The 22,030-nt window shown below is 73.1% G+C and carries 20 protein-coding genes and 3 pseudogenes; 15 read left to right on the top strand and 8 right to left on the bottom strand.

Going from position 1 to position 22,030, the window contains the following annotated elements:
* Positions 1-201 precede the first annotated feature (201 nt).
* On the top strand, positions 202-2,049 hold the full coding sequence (lepA, locus tag ACA361_RS15050) for a translation elongation factor 4 (RefSeq protein ID WP_375012580.1): 1,848 nt from the start codon (positions 202-204) through the stop codon (positions 2,047-2,049).
* Between the two features lie 73 nt (positions 2,050-2,122).
* Entirely contained in the window at positions 2,123-2,989 is an 867-nt protein-coding gene (locus ACA361_RS15055) for a Uma2 family endonuclease (RefSeq protein ID WP_375012581.1), read from the top strand.
* A gap of 74 nt (positions 2,990-3,063) precedes the next feature.
* Here ACA361_RS15055 and ACA361_RS15060 read toward each other — a convergent pair whose 3' ends face one another.
* The 3 genes from ACA361_RS15060 to ACA361_RS15070 all read right to left on the bottom strand — a co-directional run bounded on the left by ACA361_RS15060 (position 3,064) and on the right by ACA361_RS15070 (position 6,122).
* Entirely contained in the window at positions 3,064-3,531 is a 468-nt protein-coding gene (locus tag ACA361_RS15060) for a DUF4870 domain-containing protein (protein ID WP_375012582.1), read from the bottom strand.
* Positions 3,532-3,581: 50 nt separating this feature from the next.
* Complete coding sequence (locus ACA361_RS15065; protein ID WP_375012583.1) at positions 3,582-5,021, bottom strand: hypothetical protein; 1,440 nt, start codon at positions 5,019-5,021, stop codon at positions 3,582-3,584.
* A gap of 192 nt (positions 5,022-5,213) precedes the next feature.
* Positions 5,214-6,122, bottom strand: a complete 909-nt coding sequence (locus ACA361_RS15070) for a hypothetical protein (RefSeq protein ID WP_375012584.1) — start codon at positions 6,120-6,122, stop codon at positions 5,214-5,216.
* 106 nt (positions 6,123-6,228) lie between these two features.
* Here ACA361_RS15070 and ACA361_RS15075 point away from each other — a divergent pair, with 106 nt between their 5' ends.
* Both ACA361_RS15075 and hemW read left to right on the top strand, forming a co-directional pair.
* Entirely contained in the window at positions 6,229-6,669 is a 441-nt protein-coding gene (locus ACA361_RS15075; protein WP_375012585.1) for a hypothetical protein, read from the top strand.
* Positions 6,670-6,717: 48 nt separating this feature from the next.
* Positions 6,718-7,929, top strand: a complete 1,212-nt coding sequence (hemW, locus tag ACA361_RS15080; protein WP_375012586.1) for a radical SAM family heme chaperone HemW — start codon at positions 6,718-6,720, stop codon at positions 7,927-7,929.
* On the opposite strand, the gene ACA361_RS15085 is transcribed toward hemW, so the two are convergent.
* Complete coding sequence (locus ACA361_RS15085; protein WP_375012587.1) at positions 7,922-8,593, bottom strand: DUF4870 domain-containing protein; 672 nt, start codon at positions 8,591-8,593, stop codon at positions 7,922-7,924. The two genes, hemW and ACA361_RS15085, sit on opposite strands and share 8 nt — an antisense overlap.
* 82 nt (positions 8,594-8,675) lie before the next feature.
* Positions 8,676-9,527, bottom strand: coding sequence for a DUF3097 domain-containing protein (locus ACA361_RS15090; RefSeq protein ID WP_375012588.1), 852 nt, complete (start codon positions 9,525-9,527; stop codon positions 8,676-8,678).
* Positions 9,528-9,656: 129 nt separating this feature from the next.
* Here ACA361_RS15090 and hrcA point away from each other — a divergent pair, with 129 nt between their 5' ends.
* Genes hrcA through ACA361_RS15105 form a run of 3 tightly spaced genes read left to right on the top strand, consistent with a single transcriptional unit; the run spans position 9,657 to position 12,532 of the window.
* Positions 9,657-10,670, top strand: a complete 1,014-nt coding sequence (gene hrcA / locus ACA361_RS15095; protein WP_375012589.1) for a heat-inducible transcriptional repressor HrcA — start codon at positions 9,657-9,659, stop codon at positions 10,668-10,670.
* On the top strand, positions 10,671-11,804 hold the full coding sequence (dnaJ, locus tag ACA361_RS15100; RefSeq protein WP_375012590.1) for a molecular chaperone DnaJ: 1,134 nt from the start codon (positions 10,671-10,673) through the stop codon (positions 11,802-11,804).
* Entirely contained in the window at positions 11,801-12,532 is a 732-nt protein-coding gene (locus ACA361_RS15105) for a 16S rRNA (uracil(1498)-N(3))-methyltransferase (RefSeq protein ID WP_375012591.1), read from the top strand. The genes dnaJ and ACA361_RS15105 overlap by 4 nt, the downstream gene beginning before the upstream one ends.
* Before the next feature lie 137 nt (positions 12,533-12,669).
* Here the strand turns inward: ACA361_RS15105 and ACA361_RS15110 are convergent, their stop codons facing one another.
* Positions 12,670-13,356: a hypothetical protein gene (locus ACA361_RS15110; protein WP_375012592.1), complete on the bottom strand. Its 687-nt coding sequence runs from the start codon at positions 13,354-13,356 to the stop codon at positions 12,670-12,672.
* Positions 13,353-13,940 carry a SigE family RNA polymerase sigma factor gene (locus ACA361_RS15115; protein WP_375012593.1) on the bottom strand — a complete coding sequence of 196 codons (588 nt, stop codon included), beginning with the start codon at positions 13,938-13,940 and terminating at the stop codon, positions 13,353-13,355. Before ACA361_RS15115 ends, ACA361_RS15110 begins: the two co-directional genes overlap by 4 nt.
* Before the next feature lie 294 nt (positions 13,941-14,234).
* On the opposite strand from ACA361_RS15115, the gene ACA361_RS15120 reads away from it, so the two are divergent.
* The 7 genes and pseudogenes from ACA361_RS15120 to ACA361_RS15150 all read left to right on the top strand — a co-directional run bounded on the left by ACA361_RS15120 (position 14,235) and on the right by ACA361_RS15150 (position 19,436).
* Positions 14,235-14,579, top strand: coding sequence for a histidine triad nucleotide-binding protein (locus ACA361_RS15120; RefSeq protein ID WP_375012594.1), 345 nt, complete (start codon positions 14,235-14,237; stop codon positions 14,577-14,579).
* A 156-nt stretch (positions 14,580-14,735) separates the two neighbouring features.
* Positions 14,736-15,446 (top strand): annotated as a pseudogene (locus ACA361_RS15125) (PhoH family protein); the annotation flags it as partial.
* Positions 15,447-16,013: 567 nt separating this feature from the next.
* A pseudogene (locus ACA361_RS15130) lies at positions 16,014-16,196 on the top strand (hypothetical protein); the annotation flags it as partial.
* 327 nt (positions 16,197-16,523) lie between these two features.
* Positions 16,524-16,865 (top strand): annotated as a pseudogene (locus tag ACA361_RS15135) (PhoH family protein); the annotation flags it as partial.
* A gap of 3 nt (positions 16,866-16,868) precedes the next feature.
* On the top strand, positions 16,869-17,348 hold the full coding sequence (gene ybeY, locus ACA361_RS15140) for an rRNA maturation RNase YbeY (protein ID WP_375012595.1): 480 nt from the start codon (positions 16,869-16,871) through the stop codon (positions 17,346-17,348).
* Positions 17,349-17,379: 31 nt separating this feature from the next.
* Positions 17,380-18,696: a hemolysin family protein gene (locus ACA361_RS15145; protein WP_375012596.1), complete on the top strand. Its 1,317-nt coding sequence runs from the start codon at positions 17,380-17,382 to the stop codon at positions 18,694-18,696.
* Between the two features lie 53 nt (positions 18,697-18,749).
* Entirely contained in the window at positions 18,750-19,436 is a 687-nt protein-coding gene (locus tag ACA361_RS15150; protein WP_375012597.1) for a hypothetical protein, read from the top strand.
* Positions 19,437-19,448: 12 nt separating this feature from the next.
* Here the strand turns inward: ACA361_RS15150 and ACA361_RS15155 are convergent, their stop codons facing one another.
* Positions 19,449-19,784, bottom strand: coding sequence for a cytidine deaminase (locus ACA361_RS15155; RefSeq protein ID WP_375012598.1), 336 nt, complete (start codon positions 19,782-19,784; stop codon positions 19,449-19,451).
* A 100-nt stretch (positions 19,785-19,884) separates the two neighbouring features.
* Here ACA361_RS15155 and ACA361_RS15160 point away from each other — a divergent pair, with 100 nt between their 5' ends.
* Complete coding sequence (locus tag ACA361_RS15160; RefSeq protein WP_375012599.1) at positions 19,885-22,014, top strand: MMPL family transporter; 2,130 nt, start codon at positions 19,885-19,887, stop codon at positions 22,012-22,014.
* Positions 22,015-22,030 lie beyond the last annotated feature (16 nt).

Below are 22,030 nucleotides of genomic sequence, written 5' to 3' on the forward strand. Positions count from 1 at the left end.
GGCTCCAACGTTCAGAAATAGACGGGGCGACGGTGCCCCAAGGCACGACGGTACGCCACACGCAGTGGCACAGCTTACCAATCAGCGGGCCCGGTCCCAAACCCGGCCGCGTACGGAGCATCGAGCCGGGCATGGGACCATGGGATACGGCAAGATCTGCCACATTCCTGTCCACCAGCGAGAGTTTGCGAACGGACCCCGGTGCCAGCGCCTGAGCCCAACAAGACCGATCCCGCGATCATCCGGAACTTCTGCATCATCGCGCACATCGACCATGGCAAGTCGACCCTCGCGGACCGCATGCTGCAGCTGACCGGGGTCGTCGAGGAGCGTCGCATGCGCGCGCAGTACCTCGACCGCATGGACATCGAGCGCGAGCGCGGGATCACGATCAAGAGCCAGGCGGTCCGGCTGCCGTGGACCGGCGAGGACGGCACCGGCTACGTCCTCAACCTGATCGACACGCCCGGCCACGTGGACTTCTCGTACGAGGTGTCCCGCTCGCTGGCGGCCTGCGAGGGCGCGGTGCTGCTGGTCGACGCGGCGCAGGGCATCGAGGCGCAGACGCTGGCCAACCTGTACCTGGCGATCGAGGCCGACCTGCACCTCATCCCGGTGCTCAACAAGATCGACCTGCCGGCCGCGCAGCCGGAGAAGTACGCCGAGGAGCTGGCCGGGATCATCGGCTGCGACCCGTCCGACGTGCTGAAGGTGTCCGGGAAGACCGGCGAGGGCGTCGAGGCGCTGCTCAACCGGATCGTGGAGACGGTGCCGGCGCCGGTCGGCGACCCGGACGCGCCGGCCCGCGCGCTGATCTTCGACTCGGTGTACGACACGTACCGCGGCGTGGTCACGTACGTGCGGATCATGGACGGGCACCTCTCCCGGCGGGAGAAGAGCCTGATGATGTCCACGGGCACCGCGCACGAGACCCTCGAGGTCGGGGTGATCTCGCCGGAGCCGCAGCCGGTGGGCGGGCTCGGGGTCGGCGAGGTCGGCTACCTGATCACGGGCGTGAAGGACGTCCGGCAGGCCCGGGTCGGCGACACGGTGACCGGGGCCTCGCGGGCGGCGGTCGAGGCGCTGGGCGGCTACCAGGACCCCAAGCCGATGGTGTTCTCGGGCCTCTACCCGCTGGACGGCGACCAGTACCCGGAGCTGCGCGACGCGCTCGACAAGCTGCAGCTGAACGACGCCGCGCTGATCTACGAGCCGGAGACCTCGGCGGCGCTGGGGTTCGGCTTCCGCTGCGGGTTCCTCGGGCTGCTGCACATGGAGATCGTGCGGGAGCGGCTGGAGCGCGAGTTCAACCTGTCGCTGATCTCCACCGCGCCGAACGTGATCTACCAGGTGGTCATGGAGGACGGGACGGAGCACACCGTCACCAACCCCAGCGAGTTCCCCGAAGGCAAGATCGCCAAGGTGTTCGAGCCGGTGGTCAAGGCCACGCTGCTGTCGCCGAGCGAGCACATCGGCGCGATCATGGAGCTGTGCCAGGGCCGCCGCGGCGTGCTGCTCGGCATGGACTACCTGTCGGAGGACCGGGTCGAGATCCGCTACACGCTGCCGCTCGCCGAGATCATCTTCGACTTCTTCGACCAGCTGAAGTCCCGGACCCGCGGCTACGCCTCGCTCGACTACGAGCCCAGCGGCGAGCAGGAGTCCGACCTGGTCAAGGTCGACATCCTGCTGCAGGGCGAGTCGGTCGACGCGTTCAGCCAGATCGTGCACCGCGACAAGTCCCGCGAGTACGGCCTGATGATGACGGCCAAGCTCAAGGAGCTCATCCCGCGCCAGCAGTACGAGGTGCCGATCCAGGCCGCGATCGGCGCCCGCATCATCGCCCGGGAGAACATCCGCGCCATCCGCAAGGACGTCCTGGCCAAGTGCTACGGCGGTGACATCTCGCGGAAGCGCAAGCTCCTGGAGCGGCAGAAGGAGGGCAAGAAGCGGATGAAGACGATCGGCCGTGTCGACGTCCCGCAGGAGGCCTTCGTGGCCGCGCTCTCCACCGGCGAGGCCGGGGCCGGGGACAAGGGCAGGAAGTGATCCGCCCGGCGGTTTCCGCACCGAAATCGTAAAGCGGTGGTGACGTAGCGTCCGCGCAGGGACACTGGGAGTTGTGACTCACACGTTGCTGCACCAGGTCCTCGTCTCCAGCCTGGTCGTCCCGGTCGGGCTGGCGGAGCCGGCCGGGCAGCGCTCGGCCACGTCCACGGGCGCCTGGCTGGACGAGCGCACCTGGCTCCGCGCCGATCTGATGGTCTTCCGCGAGGAGCAGGAGGATCCCCGGACCGGATACGTGCGGGGCGCGCCGCTGCTGGCCGTCGAGGTGACCTCGGACGCCTCGCGCGAGCCCGACCTGGGCGCCAAGAAGGACGTGTACGAGCGCTTCGGCGTGCCGTCCTACTGGGTCGTGGACATGAAGGGCGACGCCCCCGAGCTGCTGGTGTACGAGCTGAGCGACGACGGCCGCTACGCCGAGGAGGCCCGGGTGGGCTGGGGCCGGTCGTGCTCGCTGACCCGGCCGTTCCCGATCGAGGTGACCCCCGACGAGATCTTCCGCCGGCTGCCCTGCCGGCCCGCCCCCAGGAGGCTGATGACCGTGACCGAGCAGACCGCGGAACGCGCCGGAACGGACCGGATCGGGCCCGACCTGCCGCACAGCGAGGACCCGATCCTGATCGACGCGTTCGGCCGGCGGTGGCCGACGGGCGCGGAGAAGGTGGAGCTGTGGGACGGCTGCCCGGTGTTCTACGGCGGCTGGGACGAGCGCGACGTCGAGATCGCCGAGCGCGCGTATCCGGGCCGCGTCGTCCGCCTCGACCAACCGCCGGGCGAGCTCGGCACGATGACCATCCTGCCCGGCCCGTCCCCCGAGCCGGACGACGCCGAGGACCCCGAGATCACGCTGGACGCGGAAGAGACCGTGGAGCCCGCCGCGAAGGAGACGGCGGGCTCGAAGGAAACGCCTGACCCGGAGGGTTAGAAGTCCCCGAGGGGGCTCTTTCCCGAGGGGTCTCTCAGCGGTCTCTGAGGGGTCTCGGCCGCCGCGCGGGCCGCCTACCTGCCGGACTTGAGGAGGGGCCAGGCGACGAAGGCCGGGACCTGGCGGAACTCGCCGCGGTTGGCCGAGCGGGCCGCGTAGATCAGGAAGAACATCACCGCGGCGGTGAAGCCCAGCGGGACCCAGATCAGGGCCTCCAGGAGCAGCGAGAGCAGGCCGAAGACGGCCCAGACGGCGATGGCGGCCAGGCCCATGTTGAGGCCCTGGGCGGCGTGCCGGCGGACGAACGGCGAGCGGCCCTTGCCGAAGAAGACGACCACCGGGGCGACCGCGCCGACCAGGAACTGGCCGAGGTACGCCATCAGCGCCCAGGACTTGTCGTCGTGGCTTACCGGGCCGGGGTGGTGCGGCATGGGCTGCTGCGGCATCTGGCTGGTGCGCGGCGGCGGCTGCTGCCAGCCCTGCTGCTGTCCGTAGTTCTGCTGCTGACCGTAGCCGGGCGAAGGCGGAGGCCCGTAGGCCATGGCGGCGTGTCCTCTCCGGAGTGCGCGTGAAGCTCTGGCGAAGTGTACGACTACTTGGACGCGCCCGGAGTTCGCTGGTTCCCGATGGTTCTCGATCCTTTCTTCCAGAGGACGGCCGCCGGGGACGCGGGCGTGAGCGTGATCGAGCCCGTCCAGCGGAAGGCCGGCGGCCTCGGGAGGTAGGCCCGGTCCAGGAAGAAGCCGCGGCGGAGGGCGGTGACGACGGCCGGGGCGCCGTTGTCGATCAGGCCCATGGGGGTGCGGACGGCCTCGATGCTCGCGATGTCGTCGGCGGTGGTGCCGGGCGGCAGTTCGACGGTGGTGGAGGCGGGGCCGTCACGGTCGATGGACCAGCTCCGTTCGCCGTGGTCGGAACGGTAGACGCGGTCGTCCCCTTCCAGGCGGACCTGGAGGGACACTCCTGGGGCGGTGCCCCAGTTCCTGGGGGTGCCGGTCGTCTTGGCCAGTTCCGCGAAGAGGTAGGCGCGCGGGTCGCCGACCTCCCGGGTGGCGGGGTCCGACGGCGTCTCCAGGCGGCCCTCGCGGCGGAGTTCCTGGGCCATGACGCGGTACGTCCAGGGCTCCATGACGGTCTCGCGCGCCCGGTCCGCCGGGCGGGTGCCGGAGGCGTCGGGCAGGAAGCGCAGCGGCGGGTTCGGGGAGATGACGTCGCACATGTTGTTGTTGGACGTGCACGTCTGCAGGACGGGATGGTCGCCCTCGTAACGGCCGGTGAACTTCAGCGTGAGGTGCTGCGGCCCCTGGTAGACGCCCGTTCCCGCGACCCGGCGGCCCTCGGCGTCGACCTCGACCCGGTAGACCCATTCGATGTCGGTCGTCCGGCCCCAGCGCGCCATCAGGGCCGGGGTGTCGGTGCCGCCGTCCTCGTTGGAGAACACCATGGAGTACTCCAGGACGCGGTGCCCCGGCGTCGCCGCGGGGCGCGACTCGTGCCAGGCGAGCAGCGGGGTGTCGGTGCGCGCGTTCTGGTACGGGTCGCCGAAGGGCCAGCCGGTGCGGCCGACCACGATGGGGGAGTGCCGCAGCGCGGCCTGGTCGGGCATCCGCACGCTGGGGCGGCCGAGGGCGACGCGCCGCGCGGCGGGGGCGCTGCCCTTGGCGAACCGCAGCGTCACCTTGTGCGTGCCCTTGGCGACGCGTCCGAGCCCCAGGCTGCGCGGGACCGGGTCGGCGCCCGGGACGACGAGGTCGGTGACATGGCGGCCGTCCACGGCCACGGCCACCACGGCGGCCTCGGCGCCCTGGCGGGCCCAGGAGACGCCGGGGGCGGCGGAGGTGAAGCCGATGACGGCCTCGCCGTCCCGGGCGGCCGTGAACGCGAGCGTCCGGGCGGGGCCGCCGCGTTCGACGACGATGGTGCCGGGCGGCGGTGCCGCCTGGGCGGGGGCCGCGACGGCGGCGGGGACGGCGGCCAGGGGGACGCCGCCGAGCGCGAGGGTGAGGGCGGTGGCGCGCGCACGGGCTCTCATGGCCCGCGAACCTAGGGACGCGGGATCGCGTTCCGGTGACGAACGGGTTCCCCGTGGGTGTCGAGGCGGTGATCGAGGGCACCGGCGCGGCGGAACATCCCGATGTGAGCCGATACGAGGCGATACGAGGCGCTACGAGGCGCTACGGGGCGATACGTGGCGGTGCGTCCCCGTGAGGCGGTACGTCGTGCCTCAGCCGCGCAGGTACAAGGAGGCGAGGGAAGCGGGAACGGCCAGGGAGACGCCTGTGAAGCGCTCAGACGGCTCCTCCGCGCCCCGGTGGAGGGACAGCCCCGCCTGGGGCAGCCGGAAGCCGTGCCGGCCCCAGGAGACCACCTCGTGGCCGAGGTCGCGGAAGAGCGCGACGACGTCCCCGGCCGGCTCGTCCAGCAGGTCGATGCCGTCCAGCCGCGGCCGCAGCTCGGGATTGCCGCTCCACCCGGCCTCGCGCGAGGCGTGGATCTCGGCGATCCGCTCGGCGCCGTCGTCCCCGCGCTGGGTGGAGACGTCCAGGCTGCCCCTCCCCACGCGGACGCTGCGATGACCGGTGTACCCGCACAGGAACGACTCCTTGGGCGCGGGCGTGGCGCAGCGTTCGGAAACGGCGGCCAGCGTCGTCCAGGCGTCGGCGGCGAGGGTGGAGAAGAGCAGGTGCGCGTCGGGGAGCAGCGCGCCGCGCCCCGGCTCGAACGTCACCACGAACGGCGCCACCTTGCCGGGGAAGCGCGCCGGATCGGCCTCCCGCAGCGTGACGAGCCCCTCCCACCGGGCCGGCTCCGCCACCGCGAACCACGTGATCTCGGCTTCGGACCCCAGCTCGGCGAACGTGCGGTCGGTCAGCGCCCGGCCGATGTGGCCGCGCAGCGCCTCCGCGGTCTCGTCCAGATGGCGGCGCCACCACGGCGGCTCGGGGTCCTCGCGGCGCCGGCCCCGGGGCCCCTGCCACCGTACGCCGGGGCCGCGCAGGGGAACGTGCTCCTCGTCCCCGTGCCGGTCGACGACCGTGTAGTGCCAGCCGTCCGCCTCGCCGTCCAGCAGCACGCGCGCCGGAACCCGCCCGTAACGCACCCTTCCCTGGCCGGCCGCCCCCTGATCACCCACTCGGACGACCCTATCGGCGCGACACGGCCGCCGCCGCATGGTCCCGGCCGCCGGGTCGTCGGTACGGTCAGGGGGCCGTCGCCTTTTCCGTTCCGGAGGTTCGTCCGTGGCCCACTCCGAGCAGGTCCTGCAGTCTCCGAAGGAGCGGGCCGTGGTGAACGGCGCCGTCCGCGCGCTGCGTTCGGCGGCCCCCGCCGGCTGGGAGCGGCTCGGGTTCGAGTTCCGCGCGACGATCGGCATCGACAGCGTGTCGTTCGAGGTGGTGGACGCGGCGGGCGCGACCCGCACGGCCACCCCGCCCGGCCAGGCGGTCGGCAAGATGGACGAGCTGCGCCGCGCGATGTACAGGCGGGGCAAGGGGGCGTGGTTCACCGCCCGCCTGCGGGTGGAGCGCGCCGGCCGCTTCAGCGCCGAGTTCGACTACGACGGCGAGCCCGAGTTCACGCCGCCCCTGAGGGCGTCCGCGTACGCCCTGGACCTGGAGCGCTTCCCGCGGTCCGAGGAGCACATCCCGGGCTGGCTGCGCGACAAGCTGCGCCGCGGCTGACGGCTGACGGCGGACGGAGCAGGCCGGGTCGCACGGCAGACTTGAGGGGTGCCCTCGACCCTGCCTGATGGCGACCCCGTACCCGCCGACGGGGCGCTGCCCCCCGCGTCCCTGAAGGGGCTGGGGGAGCGGCCGTTCGCGTTCTACGTGCACGTGCCGTTCTGCGTGACGCGGTGCGGCTACTGCGATTTCAACACCTACACGGCGACGGAGCTGGGGCCCGGGGCGAGCAGGGACTCGTACGCGGAGACGGCGATCGAGGAGGTCCGCCTGGCCCGGCGCGTGCTGGGCGACGCGGAGCTGCCGGTGCAGACGGTCTTCGTGGGAGGGGGCACGCCCACGCTGCTGCCTCCGGAAGACCTCGGACGCGTCCTCGCCGCGATCGACGCGGAGTTCGGCCTGGCGCCGGGGGCGGAGGTCACCACGGAGGCCAACCCCGAGTCGGTGGACGACCGCTACCTCGGCCGGCTGCGGGAGACCGGGTTCACGCGCGTCTCGTACGGCATGCAGAGCGCGCGCGAGCACGTCCTGGCCGTCCTGGACCGCACCCACACGCCGGGGCGGGTGCCGCGGGTCGTGGACTGGACCCGTGCGGCGGGCTTCGAGCACGTCAACCTGGACCTCATCTACGGCACGCCCGGGGAGAGCGACGACGACTGGCGGGCCTCCCTGGAGGCGGCGCTGGAGTGCGATCCCGACCACGTGTCCGCGTACGCCCTGATCGTGGAGGAGGGGACCCGCCTGGCCGCCCGCGTGCGCCGCGGCGAGCTGGCCGCGCCCGACGACGACGCGATGGCCGACCGCTACCTCATGGCGGACGAGCTGCTGGGCGCCCGGGGCCTGCGCTGGTACGAGATCTCCAACTGGGCCACCGGGCCGGAGGCCGCGTGCCGGCACAACCTCCTGTACTGGACGGGGGCCGACTGGTGGGGCGTCGGCCCCGGCGCGCACAGCCACGTGGGCGGGACGCGCTGGTGGAACGTCAAGCACCCCGCCGCCTACGCCGCGCGCCTCGCCGAGCGGATCACCCCCGCGCACGCCCGCGAGGTCCTGGACGACGAGGACCGGCACGTCGAGCGCGTCATGCTGGAGCTGCGCCTGGCGGACGGCTGCCCGGCCGAGCTGCTGGACGCGGCGGCGATACGGCGGGCCGTCGCGGCCGGGCTGATCGAGGCGGGCCCCTACGAGGAGCGCGGCCGCGCCGTGCTGACCCGGCGCGGCCGGCTGCTCGCCGACGCGGTCGTCCGCGACCTCACTTGACCATGGGCCAGGCCATGAACGCCGGGAACCGGTACCACTCGCCCCGGTTGCCCGCCACCGCGGCCAGGATCAGGTAGACCAGCTGCGCGATGCCCAGCGCGATCGTCGGGAGCAGCCAGATGCCGAGCGTGACGACGCTCAGCACGATGTTGATCATGAGGTAGACGTACTGGCTGATCGCGAGGTTGAGCCCCTGGGCGCCGTGGTGCCGCAGGAACGCCGACTCGTCCTTCTTGATCAGGAAGACCAGCAGCGGGGCGAGGAATCCGAGGAGCAGCTGCCCCAGATGGGCCATCAGGGCCCACTGGCGCTCGTCCGGGGTCGTCTGCCCCGGCCCGTAGCCGGGCGTCCCGTACGGCTGCATCTGCGCGCCGTACCCGGGCTGCTGCCCGTACCCGGGCGCCTGCCCGTAGCCCGGCTGCGCGTGTCCCGCCTGCCCGTAGCCCGGCTGCGCGTAGTCCTGTTGCCCGTACCCCTGTTGCCCGTACCCCTGCTGGGCGTAGCCGGGAGCCTGCCCGTAGCCGGGCTGCTGCCCGTAGCCGGGTTGCGCGCCGTGCCCGGGCTGCGCGCCGTACCCCGGGTCCTGCCCGTAGCCGGGGTCCTGGCCGTACCCGGGCTGCTGCTGTTGTCCGTGGTCGGGTTGTTCCGGAGGGCCGTACGACATCGTGTGCTCCTCTGTCGGGACGCTGGCGGACGCGGTCTGGCGGGAGCGGACGGACGGAACGGGGAAGAGGGGACGGGGGCCCTCAAGCCTCCTCTGGCGCGGTGACGAAGTCGATGAGCTCCTCGACCCGGCCGAGGAGGGCGGGTTCGAGGTCGGTGTAGGTGGTCACCGAGCCGAGGATCCGCTTCCATCCGGCACGCACGTCGTCCCCCCAGCCAAGAGCGGTGAGCACCCCTTCCTTCCAGGGTACGCCGCGGGGCACGCGAGGCCAGGCGGAAATCCCGACCGCCGCCGGCTTCACCGCCTCCCATACGTCGATGTACGGATGTCCGGCGATCAGCACGTGCGGGGAGGAGACCCGGGCGGCGATGCGGCTCTCCTTGGAGCCCTCCACCAGATGGTCGACGAGCACGCCCAGGCGGCGGCCCGGGCCCGGCGCGAACTCCTCGACGATCGCGGGCAGGTCGTCGACGCCCTCCAGGTACTCCACGACGACGCCCTCCACGCGCAGGTCGTGGCCCCAGATCTTCTCGACCAGCTCGGCGTCGTGCACGCCCTCCACGTAGATGCGGCTCTCCTTGGCCACCCGCGCGCGCAGCCCCTGGACGGCGATCGACCCGGACGCCGACCGCGCCGCCGCCTCCCGCCCGTTCCCGGCCGCCGGTACGGGCCGGACGAGCGTCACCGGCCGCCCGTCGATCAGGAACCCCGCCTTGACCAGCGGGAACACCCGCCGCTTGCCGAACCGGTCCTCCAGCGTCACGCCGAACTTGTCGCAGCCCACGACCGCGCCGCAGAAGCCGCTGCCGGGATCCTCCGCCACCAGCCCCGGCTCGGCCGGGACCTCCGGGACCTCGGTCTTCGGGTCCCGGCGGCCGCCCCGCCGCCGCAGATCTCCCGCCAGAACGTCGTCGCCATAGTCTCTGCTCCGCACGCTCAGGCACTCTAACGAGCACCGGGGACGCCGGCACCTCCGAACTCGGCTCGGGTGGCCGTACACTTGGCACTCGGAAGTACGGAGTGCCAGTAGGCGTTACAGCACGGGGGCAGAGGAGGTGACCACGTGCTCGATGACAGGAAACTCGCGGTCCTGCGGGCCATTGTCGAGGACTACGTCTCCACCAACGAGCCGGTCGGTTCCAAGGCCTTGGTGGACCGGCACAACCTGGGCGTGTCCTCGGCCACGATCCGCAACGACATGGCCGTGCTGGAGGAGCAGGGGTACATCCACCAGCCGCACACCAGCGCGGGCCGCGTCCCGACCGACAAGGGCTACCGGCTGTTCGTCGACCGGCTGTCCACGATCAAGCCGCTGTCGGGCGCCGAGCGCCGCGCGATCGAGACGTTCCTCAGCGGCGCGTACGACCTCGACGACGTCGTGGGACGCACGGTGCGGCTGCTCGCGCAGCTGACCCGGCAGGTCGCGGTGGTGCAGTACCCGTCGCTCACCCGCTCGGCCGTCCAGCACGTGGAGCTCGTCCCGGTGGCCGCCCGCCGGCTGCTGCTGGTGCTGATCACCGACACCGGCCGGGTCGAGCAGCGCATGATCGAGACCCCGAACGAGCTGTCCGAGGAATCGATCGGGCACCTGCGGGCGTTGCTCAACACATGCCTCGACGGGTGCGGGCTCGGCGAGGTCCCCAACGCGGTCGCCGACCTCCCCGACCGGGTCCAGCCCGAGGAGAGGCCGGTCCTGGCGGCCGTGCTCTCGGTCCTGCTGGAGACGCTGGTGGAGAAGCACGACGAGAAGATCGTCTTCGCCGGCGCCGCCAACCTGGCCGCGGTGGACTTCTCCAAGAGCCTGCGCGAGGTACTGGAGGCGCTGGAGGAACAGGTCGTCCTCATGCGGCTGCTCGGAGAGACCGGCGACTCCTCTACAGTTACGGTGCGGATCGGCACCGAGAACCCCGACGAGGGGCTCCGATCCACCTCCGTGGTCGTCGCCGATTACGGCGTCGGCGACATGACCCTGGCCCGGCTCGGAGTGCTCGGGCCGACACGCATGGATTACCCCGGCACGATGGGAGCGGTACGGGCAGTGGCACGCTACGTCGGACAGATCCTGGCGGGGTCGTAAGTGGCAAACGACTACTACGCGACCCTCGGCGTCCGCCGCGACGCCAGCCCGGACGAGGTCAAGAAGGCCTACCGCCGGCTCGCCCGGGAACTCCACCCGGACGTCAACCCGGATCCGGAGACCCAGGAGCGGTTCAAGGAGATCACCCAGGCGTACGAGGTGCTCTCCGACCCGAAGAAGCGCGAGATGTACGACCTGGGCGCGGACCCGTTCGCGTCCGGCGGCGCGGGGGCGGGCGCCGGCGGCTTCGGCGGCGCCGGGTTCCCGTTCAGCGACATCATGGACGCCTTCTTCGGCTCGGCGGCCTCGCGCGGCCCCCGCACCCGGGCCCGCCGCGGCCGCAACGCCACCCTCCGCGTCGAGCTCGGCCTCGACGAGACGGCGTTCGGCACCACCCGCGAGCTGACCGTCGACACGGCGGTGGCCTGCGCGACCTGCTCGGGCTCCGGCTGCGCGCCCGGCACGCACCCCGACACCTGCGACACCTGCCACGGGCGCGGTGAGGTGCAGCAGGTGCAGCGCTCGTTCCTCGGCCAGGTCATGACCGCCCGGCCCTGCCCGCAGTGCGGCGGCTTCGGCAGCGTGATCCGCACCCCGTGCCCGGAGTGCTCCGGCGACGGCCGGGTCCGCACCCGCCGCACAGTCAAGGTCAAGATCCCGGCCGGGGTGGAGAACGGCATCCACATCCAGCTCGCCGGAGAGGGCGAGGTCGGCCCCGGCGGCGGCCCGCCCGGCGACCTGTTCCTGGAGATCGTCGAGAAGCCGCACGACATCTTCGAGCGGGAGGGCGACGACCTCCACTGCACGGTCGAGATCCCGATGACCGCCGCCGCCCTCGGCACCAACGTCACGATCGAGACGCTGGACGGCGCCGAGGAGGTCGACATCAAGCCCGGCACCCAGTCCGGCCAGGTCATCACCCTGTACGGGCGGGGCGTCCGGCACCTCAACGAGAGCGGCCGCGGCGACCTGCTGATCCACGTCGACGTCGAGACCCCCAACCGGCTCGACGAGGAGCAGGAGGAGCTGCTGCGCAGGCTGGCCAAGCTCCGCGGCGAGGAGCGTCCCCCGGGCAAGTTCGCGCCGGGCCAGCGGAGCGTGTTCTCCAGGCTCCGGGACGTCTTCAACCAGTGAGCCCGCCGGTGTTCCTGGCCGGCCCGGCCGCGCTCGAACGCGACCGGGTCGTCCTGGACGGCGCCGAGGGCCGGCACGCGGCCACCGTCAAGCGGCTGCGGCCCGGCGAGCGCGTCGACCTCACCGACGGCGCCGGCCTGCTCGCCGAGTGCGTCGTGGCCGCCGCCGACCGTTCCACGCTGACGCTGGACGTCCTGGAACGGCACCGCCACCCGGCCCCTGAACCGCGGCTGGTCGTCGTCCAGGCGCTGCCCAAGGGCGACCGGGGCGAGCTGGCCGTGGAGACGATGACCGAGGCGGGCGTCGACGAGATCGTCCCGTGGGCGGCGGCCCGCTGCGTCACCCAGTGGCGTCCGGAACGCCGCGAGAAGGCCCTGGGGCGCTGGCGCTCCACGGCCCGCGAGGCCGCCAAGCAGGCGCGCCGCAGCCACCTGCCGGAGGTCGCCGGCCTCGCCACCACCGCCGGGGTCGCCGCCCGGCTCGCCGCCGCGGGGACGGGCCTCGTCCTGCACGAGGAGGCCGCCGGCCCGCTCAGCGCCGTACGGCCGCCGGCCGCCGGCGAGATCGTCGTCGTGGTCGGCCCCGAGGGCGGGATCACCGAGGACGAGCTGGCCGAGTTCGCCGCGGCGGGCGCGCGGGCCGTCCGGCTGGGCCCCACCGTCCTCCGCACCTCGACCGCCGGCGTGGCGGCCGCCGCGGTCCTCCTGGCGGCCACCGGCCGCTGGTGAACCCGCGCCGACCACCGGGTCGGCCGAGAGGCCGACTCGTGGCGGGTCGGCCTACGGCGGGCGCACGAAAGCGCGACACGCCACGAGTCGATCCGGCGTGCCGCGGACGGGCGCGGTGAAGGTTCCTGGGCTGCCTGTCAGGCGGCGGGCTCTTCGGCCTTCGCCGGGGCCGGCGGGTCGCTGGCCGGCGGCTCGGTCGGCGTCGTCGGCTGCTCCGTCTGACCGGTGCCGGTGTCCGACGGGGTCGGCGTCGGCGAGGTCGACGGGCTCCCGCTGGGGCACGGCGCCGCACCGGTACCGCCCGCGGACGCCGAACCCGCGCCCGGCGAGGCGCTCACCGCCGGCGAACCCGTCGCCGGCGCGGTCGCGCACGCCGTCGACCCGATCGAGGTGTCCGGCGACGGCGAGCCCGAGTCGGCCGGCGCCCCGCCCCGGGACGCCTCCGACGGCGCGGGCTGCCGCGCGTCCGGCGGCAGCCCGCCGGTGCCGGGAACGCTCCCGCCCGTGCCGTTGTGCTGCCCGTCACCGGACGTGCCGTTGCTGCCCACCGACTGGATGAGGTCGAGCGTCTGCGGCGCCGTCACGCCGATGCCGGCGATCAGCACCGCGGCGGCCACGGCGAGGACGGGCCGGGCCCAGACGGCGCCCGAGCCCCCGCCCGTGAAACCGAGGAGCCAGTCGCGGCCGAACCGCCGCTGCGAACGCTCGTCGATGCGCGCGCGGATGCGCTCGAGGCCGTCCGCCGCCGGAATGACCGACTCCGCCTCCGCCTGCAGGGCGCGGCGGAGGATCTCGCCGTGCTCGTCGTGAGGGTCGGTGGTCATGAGAACTGCTCCAGGGTGTTGCGTAGCGCGGCCATGCCGCGTGCCGTGTGACTCTTGACGGCACCTCGGGAGATGCCCATGGTGTGGGCGATCTCGGCTTCGGAGAGATCGGCGTAGTAGCGCAGGACGAGTGCCTCCCGCTGGCGGGTCGGGAGCCTGTGGAGCGCCTGGACGACCGCGGAGCGCTCCAGCTCCCCGATCGCCCCGGCCTCCGCGCTGGGAGCGTCGGGCAGGCCCTTGGGAGCGTACTTCTCGACGACAGCGCGGTGCCGCAGCACCGACCGCGACCGGTTCACCACGGACTGGCGCAGGTAGGACAGGGCCTTGTCGGGGTCGCGCAGCCGCCGCCAGCCGCCGTGCATCGCCACGAACGCGTCCTGGACGACCTCCTCGGCCGTCCCCGCGTCGCGCACCAGCATGGCGGCGAGTCGTACCAGCGAGCGGTAGTTGGCGCTGTAGAGCGCGGTCACCGCCTGGTCGGCGTCCCAGGCCACGGCCACCGCACCGGCCGTGCCCCTGGCCACGAGGGTCTCGGTCACGTCAGTGGGACGCCCACCCTCGTCGTCCGGTTTACGAAAGGCCATCTGCTGTCTTGCCTCGGTCACCTATCCGCCGCCTTCGCCGACCCCCGCCGCCCATTCGGACGTCGGCCCCCGGGCTGGCGCGACGGGGATGAAGCGGCCGGTCGGGAGGCGTGGCACGCTGCCGGCGGGCCGGGGGTACGCCTGGGTTGACAACCCTAATCCAGCCGTCGGACGAAAAGGGTCCGAACCGGCCAGACGTTGATCAGCGCGACCTTATCCGGCGCTGGCCTCCGCGGGCCATGGGACGCCGGTCTCGATAGGATCACCGCGTTCCTGACCGGCGGGAGGAGAACGATGACGGACTGCCTGTTCTGCAAGATCGTGTCGGGGGAGGTGCCGGCCAAGATCGTGCGCGAGTCGCCCGGCGCGGTGGCGTTCCGCGACATCAACCCGCAGGCGCCGACGCACGTGCTGGTCATCCCCAGGGCGCACCACCCGACCGCGGCCGAGCTGGCCGCCGCCGACCCCGCGACGCTGGCGGAGGTCCTGACGGAGGCCCACCAGGTCGCAGTGGACGAGGGCATCGCCGAGACCGGCTACCGGATCGTGTTCAACACCGGCGCCCAGGCCGGCCAGACCGTCTTCCACGTGCACGCGCACGTGCTGGGCGGCCGTGGCCTCAACTGGCCGCCCGGCTGACGGCCGGCCCCGCCGTTTCGCGCGCCGCGGGCCGGGGCGGGCGAGCGGAAATACGGCGGCGTGACCGCGCGGGCGGCCAGTACCATTGGAAGGGACAAGGAGCAGGACACACCGGAGCGACAGAAGGCAGGTCGGAGAGGCCGCAAGGCCCGGCTGATGGTCGAATCAACTCACGCGGGACGCGGTGACCGGACGGAATCGCGGTCCCAGATCAAGATCGTGGTGCCGGACGACCATTCGATGGTGAGCCTGCTGGGCTCCCGGGATGAGTTGCTCCACGTCATCGAGCGCGCGTTCCACAGCGACATCCACGTGCGCGGCAACGAGATCACGGTGACCGGCCCGGACTCCGAGACCGAGCTGGTGTCCCGGCTGTTCGCCGAGCTGATCGATCTCCTCCGCGGCGGCACCCAGCTCACCCCCGACGCGGTCGAGCGGAGCCTGGCGATGCTGCGCAACCGCACCGAGGAGCGCCCGGCCGAGGTGCTGACCCTGGACGTGCTGTCCAGCCGGGGCCGCACGATCCGGCCGAAGACGCTCAACCAGAAGCGGTACGTCGACGCGATCGACAAGCACACGATCGTGTTCGGCATCGGCCCGGCCGGCACCGGCAAGACCTACCTGGCGATGGCCAAGGCGGTCCGCGCCCTGCTGGACAAGCAGGTCAACCGCATCATCCTGACCCGCCCGGCCGTCGAGGCGGGCGAGCGCCTGGGCTTCCTCCCCGGCACCCTCTACGAGAAGATCGACCCGTACCTGCGCCCCCTGTACGACGCGCTGCACGACATGGTCGACCCCGACTCCATCCCCCGCCTGATGTCCGCCGGCACCATCGAGGTCGCCCCTCTGGCGTACATGCGCGGCCGCGCCCAACCGGTGACGACCAAGGTTCTCACTCCGGACGGATGGCGGCCGATCGGGGAGCTGGCGGTCGGTGATCTCGTCGTGGGATCGGACGGCAGGCCCACTCCTGTCCTCGGTGTCTATCCGCAGGGCGAGAAGGAGATCTTCCGCCTGACGGCCCAGGACGGCTCGACGACGTTGTGCACCGCCGATCACCTGTGGACCGTCTCCACCAGGGACGGGCGCCGCCGTGGACGGCCGTACGAGGTTCTCGAGACGCGGGAGATGATCGGCAACCTGCGCGCCGCACACGCGCGCCGGTACGAGCTGCCGCTGCTCAGTGAACCGGTCGAGTTCCCGGCCCGGGACATGCCGATGGATCCGTACGCGCTCGGCCTGCTGCTCGGCGACGGCCGCCTGACGGGGTCCACGACGCCGAGCTTCTCCACCGAGGACGAGGAGCTGGCCGACTCGCTCGCCCGCCTGCTGCCGGGCACGGAGCTGCACCAGACGAGCCGTGTGGACCATGTTCTGACCCGGGTCTCGGTGCCCGGCCAGGTGATCACGATGGCGAACCCGGTGACCGCCGTGATGCGGGGCCTCGGCCTTGCGGGCACGCGCTCGAACACCAAGTTCGTTCCGGAGCTCTACCTCTACAACTCGTCCGCGGTGCGGCTCGCCGTACTCCAGGGCCTTCTGGATTCCGACGGCGGGCCGGTGACGCAAGATGCCCGCACATGCCGGATCCAGTACACGACCACGTCGGCGCGCCTCAAGGAGGACGTCCTCTTCCTCGTCCGCTCGCTGGGCGGTGTGGCCTACGCGCGCGTAGGCCCGGCCGCCGGGCGCACGCCTGGACGGGCGAACGGGCGTCCCGTGGAGCACCGCCATGATGCGTACGTGCTCGACATCCGGCTGCCGGAAGGCATTGAGCCGTTCCGGCTCGGCCGGAAGCTGGAGAAGTACAAGGCCGCGGGCGGCGGGCGTCCGATGCGGTTCATCGACAGCATCGAGCCCGAAGGCTCCGCCGAGGCCGTGTGCATTCAGGTGGCCGCAGAGGACTCGCTCTACGTGACCGAGGACTTCCTGCTCACCCACAACACGCTCAATGACTCGTTCATCATCCTGGACGAGGCGCAGAACACCTCGCCCGAGCAGATGAAGATGTTCCTGACGCGGCTCGGGTTCGGGTCGAAGGTCGTGGTGACCGGGGACGTGACGCAGGTGGACCTGCCGGGCGGGACGCAGAGCGGGCTGCGGGTGGTCCAGGACATCCTGGAGGGCGTCGAGGACATCCACTTCTGCCGGCTCAACAGCAAGGACGTGGTGCGGCACCGGCTGGTGACCGACATCGTGGACGCCTACAACCGGTGGGACGAGTCGCGCGTTCCCGACATCAAGCAGGGCGGGACGCGCAACCAGTCCCGCAAGCGGGGGCGTTAGGGCATGAGCATCGAGGTGCTGAACGAGTCGGGCGTCGAGGTCGACGAGAAGGGGCTGGAGGCCCTGGCCCGGCACGTGCTGGACGGGATGCGGGTGCATCCGCTGGCGGAGCTGTCGCTGCTGCTGGTGGACGAGGCCGCGATGACCGAGCTGCACGAGAAGTGGATGGGCGAGCCGGGGCCGACGGACGTGCTGGCGTTCCCGATGGACGAGCTGCGTCCCGGCCACATGTCGGGCGGTTCGGACGAGGACGGCGAGGCCGACCCGGGGCTGCTGGGCGACGTGGTGCTGTGCCCGGCGGTCGCGGAGCGGCAGGCGGCGACGGCGGGCCACGGCCGGGAGGACGAGCTGGAGCTGCTGTGCACGCACGGCATCCTGCATCTGCTCGGGTACGACCACGCGGAGCCCGAGGAGCATAAGGAGATGTTCGGCCTGCAGGCCGGCCTGCTGGAGTCCTGGCAGGAGAAGCGCGGGCCGCGATGATCGTCCGAGCGCGGGGGGACCGGAGGGCGGCATGAGCTCCGCGCAGGGGTGGCTGCTGGCGCTGGCGGTCGGGCTGGTGTGCCTGGCCGGGCTGCTGGCGGGCACCGAGGCGGCGCTGGCGCGGGTGTCCCGGGTGCGGGTCGAGGAGCTGGTCCGGGAGGAGCGGCGGGGCGCGGCGCGGCTGGCGGCGGTGGTCGCCGATCCGGCGCGCTACCTGAACATGGTGCTGCTGCTGCGGATCGGCTGCGAGCTGGTCGCGACGGTGATCGTGGCGGATCTGTGCATCTCGTGGCTGGACGAGACGTGGCGGGCGTACGTGGTCGCCGCCGCGATCATGATCGTGGTGAGCTACGTGGCGGTCGGCGTGGGGCCGCGGACGCTGGGGCTCCAGCACGCCGACCGGATCGCGCTGGCGGGCGCGGCGGTGATCCATCCGGTGACGCGGGTGTTCGGGCCGCTGCCGCGGCTGCTGATCGCGCTGGGGAACGCGCTGACGCCGGGCAAGGGGTTCCGGGAGGGACCGTTCGCGTCGGAGGCGGAGCTGCGCGACCTGGTGGACCTGGCCGAGCAGCGCAGCCTGATCGAGCCGGACGAGCGGGAGATGATCCACTCGGTCTTCGAGCTGGGCGACACGCTGGTGCGCGAGGTCATGGTGCCGCGGACCGACATCGTGTTCATCGAGCGCGGCAAGACGCTGCGGCAGGCGCTGACGCTGGCGCTGCGCAGCGGGTTCTCGCGGATCCCGGTGGTGGGCGAGAACGAGGACGACGTGGTCGGGATCGCGTACCTGAAGGACGTGGTGCGGCGCAGCCACGAGCACCGCGAGGGCGAGTCGGTGGAGACGGTCGAGTCGGTGATGCGGCCGGCCAGCTACGTGCCCGACAGCAAGCCGATCGACGAGCTGCTGCGGGAGATGCAGGCCCGGCAGATCCATGTGGCGATCGTGATCGACGAGTACGGCGGCACCGCCGGGCTGGTCACGATCGAGGACATCCTGGAGGAGATCGTCGGGGAGATCACCGACGAGTACGACGTGGAGACGCCGCGGGTGGAGTGGCTGGACGAGTCCACCGCCCGGGTGACGGCGCGGCTGCCGGTGGAGGACGTCGCGGAGCTGTTCGGCGCGGAGATCGAGGTCGAGGACGTCGAGACGGTCGGCGGGCTGCTGGCGCACGCGCTGGGCCGGGTGCCGATCGAGGGGTCGACGGCGGAGGTGGCGGGGCTGTCGCTGCGGGCGGAGAGCATCGCGGGGCGGCGCAACCGGATCGGGACGGTGCTGGTGCACCGGCTGCCGGAGCCGTCCGGCGAGGGGGCCGAGGCGGGCCAGGGGGCGCACCGGCCTTCCTGACGGGTGTGGTGACGCTGCGTGTTTAGCCGTCACCGTCCGGGAACATGGCGGGCATGGCAGGCATCGTGCGGTTGGCCGTGGCGGGGGCGGTGGCCTTCGTGCTGGTCAAGAGCTGCGCCGGCCGGCCGGCCGGGGAGGCGGAGCGGGCGGCCGCGCCGCCGCTGGCCCCGGCGGCGATGGCGCGGGCCGTGCTGTCGCAGGCGGAGGTGGCGGGCGGTTTCACGCCGGCCGAGGACCGCGAGGTCTTCGCGGGGCTGGAGCCGCCCGACGCGCAGTGCGCGCGGCTGCTGCGCCTGGCCGATCTGCGGGAGGGCGGGCTGCGCGGCGGGCACGGGGCGCGGGAGGCGCACGCGGCGTTCTACCGGCAGAGCCCGCCGGCGTCGCTGGCCGAGCACGTGTTCCGGCTGCCGCCGGGGCGGGCGTCCCGGTTCGTCGCGAAGGCCCGTGCGGCGATGGCGGGCTGTCCCGGCATCCCGAACGGGGGCCGGGTCCTGGAGCGGTCCCGGCTGGAGCGGCCGCCGGGCGCGCGGGACGCGGTGGGCGCCGCCTTCGGGGACGGGAAGGGCGGGACCGCGCTGAGCGTCGTGTTCGTGCGGTCCCGCAACGATCTCCTGATCCTGGCGGCGTCCGGCGCGGGGACGGCGGGGGCGCCGATGGAGCGGCTGGCGGCGGGCGCGGTCGGCAAGCTGGAGGCGTTCCAGCTCGACCGGGCCCGGAAGGCCGTCAAGGCGGCCCCCTGAGCCCCTGGCCGCTCAGGAGAGGGTGGCGCGCAGCGTTCCGTCGGGGCCGGCGACCAGTACGGGGGCCTTGGGGCCGAGGTCGCGGACGGCGGCCACGTCCGACTCGCGGGCGGTGTCGCCGGCGGTGACGACGGCGGCGGCCTCCAGGTCCTCGGCGCCGCTGGAGACGGCCATCGCGACCGCGACCTGGAGCGCGGTCAGCTTCAGCGAGGGCAGGTCGACGGTGGTGGCGGCGTAGGTGCGGCCGGTCTCGTCGCGCACGGCGGCGCCTTCGGCGGCTCCGGCGCGGGCGCGGGACGACCGGGCGAGGGTGATGATCTTGGCGTCCTCGGGGTTCACGTCGTTCACGGAGGCAAGCTTACGGCCCGCAAGTGAGCGGCAAGCGGCCGCCAAGAGGCCCGGGACAGCCTGGAGGCGTCAACGGAGTGCCTGCATTAGGGGAAAGCTGATGTCTCGTCTTCTCTACCGCCTGGGGAGGGCCGCGGCGCTGCGGCCCTGGCGGTTCATCGTGGCCTGGGTGCTGGTCGTGGGCGCGGTGGGCGGGGTGGCCGCCGTGGCGGGCGGTGACCTGCGCGACGACTACACGCTCGCCGGCACGGGGTCGCAGCGGGCCGCGGACCTGCTGGCGGACCGGTTCCCGGCGCTGTCGGGGGCGGACGCGCGGGTGGTCGTCCACAGGGACGGCGGGCCGGTCGACCGGGGCGGGGTGGCGGCCGCGCAGGAGCGCCTGGCCGGGCTGCCGCACGTGAGCGCGGTCGATCCGGCGGTGCCGAGCCGGGACGGCGCGACGTCGCTGATCACGGTCCGGTACGACGTGCCGGTCACCGAGCTGGCGCCCGGCGAGACCCTGGACCGCCTGCGCGGCGCCACGGCGGGGCTGGCGGAGTCGGGCCACCAGGTGGAGTTCGGGGGGCAGGTGCCCGAGAACGTGACCGCGCCCGGCGGCCTGGCCGAGGCGGTCGGGGTGGTCGCGGCGCTGGTGATCCTGCTGCTGGCGTTCGGGTCGGTGGTGGCGGCCGGGCTGCCGCTGGCGGTGGCGCTGGCCGGTCTCGGCGCCGGCGTGTCGGGGATCACGGTGCTGGCCGCGTTCGCGAACGTGGCGACGACGGCCCCGACGCTGGCGGTGATGACCGGGCTCGGGGTCGGCATCGACTACGCGCTGTTCGTCCTGACCCGGCACCGGGAGGGGCTGGCCGAGGGGCTGCCGGTGGCGGAGGCGGCGGGCCGGGCGAACGCGACCGCGGGCCTGTCGGTGCTGTTCGCCGGGTTCACGGTGCTGCTGGCGCTGTGCGGGCTGGTGCTGTCGCGCATTCCGGTGTTCATGACGATGGGTTTCGCGACCGGGATCGTGGTGGCGGCGACGGTCGCGAGCGCGGTGACCCTGCTGCCCGCCGTACTGGGACTGGCGGGCCGCCGTGTCCTGCGCGGGCGCGACCGGGCGGAGGGGGCGCCGATCGCCACGGAGTCGCCACGCGTGCGGCGGTGGGCCGATCATGTGGGACGGCACCCGTGGGCGTGGCTGCTGTCGGCGCTGGTGCTGATGCTGGCGCTGGCCGCGCCGGCGCTCGGGATGCGGACGTGGCCGAGCGACGCCAGCAGCGAGCCGGAGTCCAACACCGTCCGCAAGGCGTACGACCTGGTGGCCGAGTCGTACGGCGCGGGCGCGAACGGACCGCTGCTCGTGGCCGTCGACCTGCGCGAGTCCCCGGACGCGGCGGGCCTCCAGCGGAGGCTGGCGGCGACGCCCGGGGTCGTCCGGGTGGCGCCGCCGCTGCTGTCGCCGGACCGCAGCGCCGCCGTGCTGGTGGTGACGCCCGCGTACGGGCCGCAGGACGAGCGCGCCACCGGCGTCGTCGACCGGGTGCGCGCGGACGTGCTGCCGCCGGGCGCGGAGATCACCGGGCTGACGGCCGCGTACGTGGACCTCAGCCGGACGCTGGACGAGCGGCTCTGGCCGGTCATCGGGGCGGTGGTGGCGACCTCGTTCCTGATGCTGATGATCGTCTTCAGGTCGCTGCTGGCGCCGCTCAAGGCGGCGGTGATGAACCTGCTGTCGATCGGCGCCGCGTACGGCGTGCTGACCGCCGTGTTCCAGTGGGGGTGGGGCGCGGAGCTGCTCGGCCTGCCGCATGCGGTGCCGGTGTCGAGCTTCATCCTGCTGCTGATGTTCGCGGTGCTGTTCGGCGTCTCGATGGACTACGAGGTGTTCCTGCTCTCCAGGGTCCGCGAGGAGTGGCTGCGCACCGGCGACGCGCACGGGTCGGTGTCGACCGGGCTGGCCGTCACCGGCCGGGTGATCTCCAGCGCGGCGCTGATCATGGTGGCGGTGTTCCTCGGCTTCGCGCTGGACCCCGGGCTGGTGATCAAGCAGATGGGGGTGGGGCTGGCCGTCGCGGTCGCGCTGGACGCCACGGTCGTGCGGCTGGTGCTCGTGCCGGCGACGATGGCGCTGCTCGGCCGGGCGAACTGGTGGCTGCCGCGCCCGCTCGCCCGGGTGCTGCCCGTGGTCGACGCGCACGGGGCGGGGCCGGCCGCCCGTACCGCCGAGCCCGTGCCGCCGGAGCCGTCGCGGGTGTGAGCCCGCAGGGGCCAGC

It is taken from the genome of Actinomadura sp. 21ATH, from assembly GCF_041951345.1.
Lineage (GTDB): Bacteria > Actinomycetota > Actinomycetes > Streptosporangiales > Streptosporangiaceae > Spirillospora.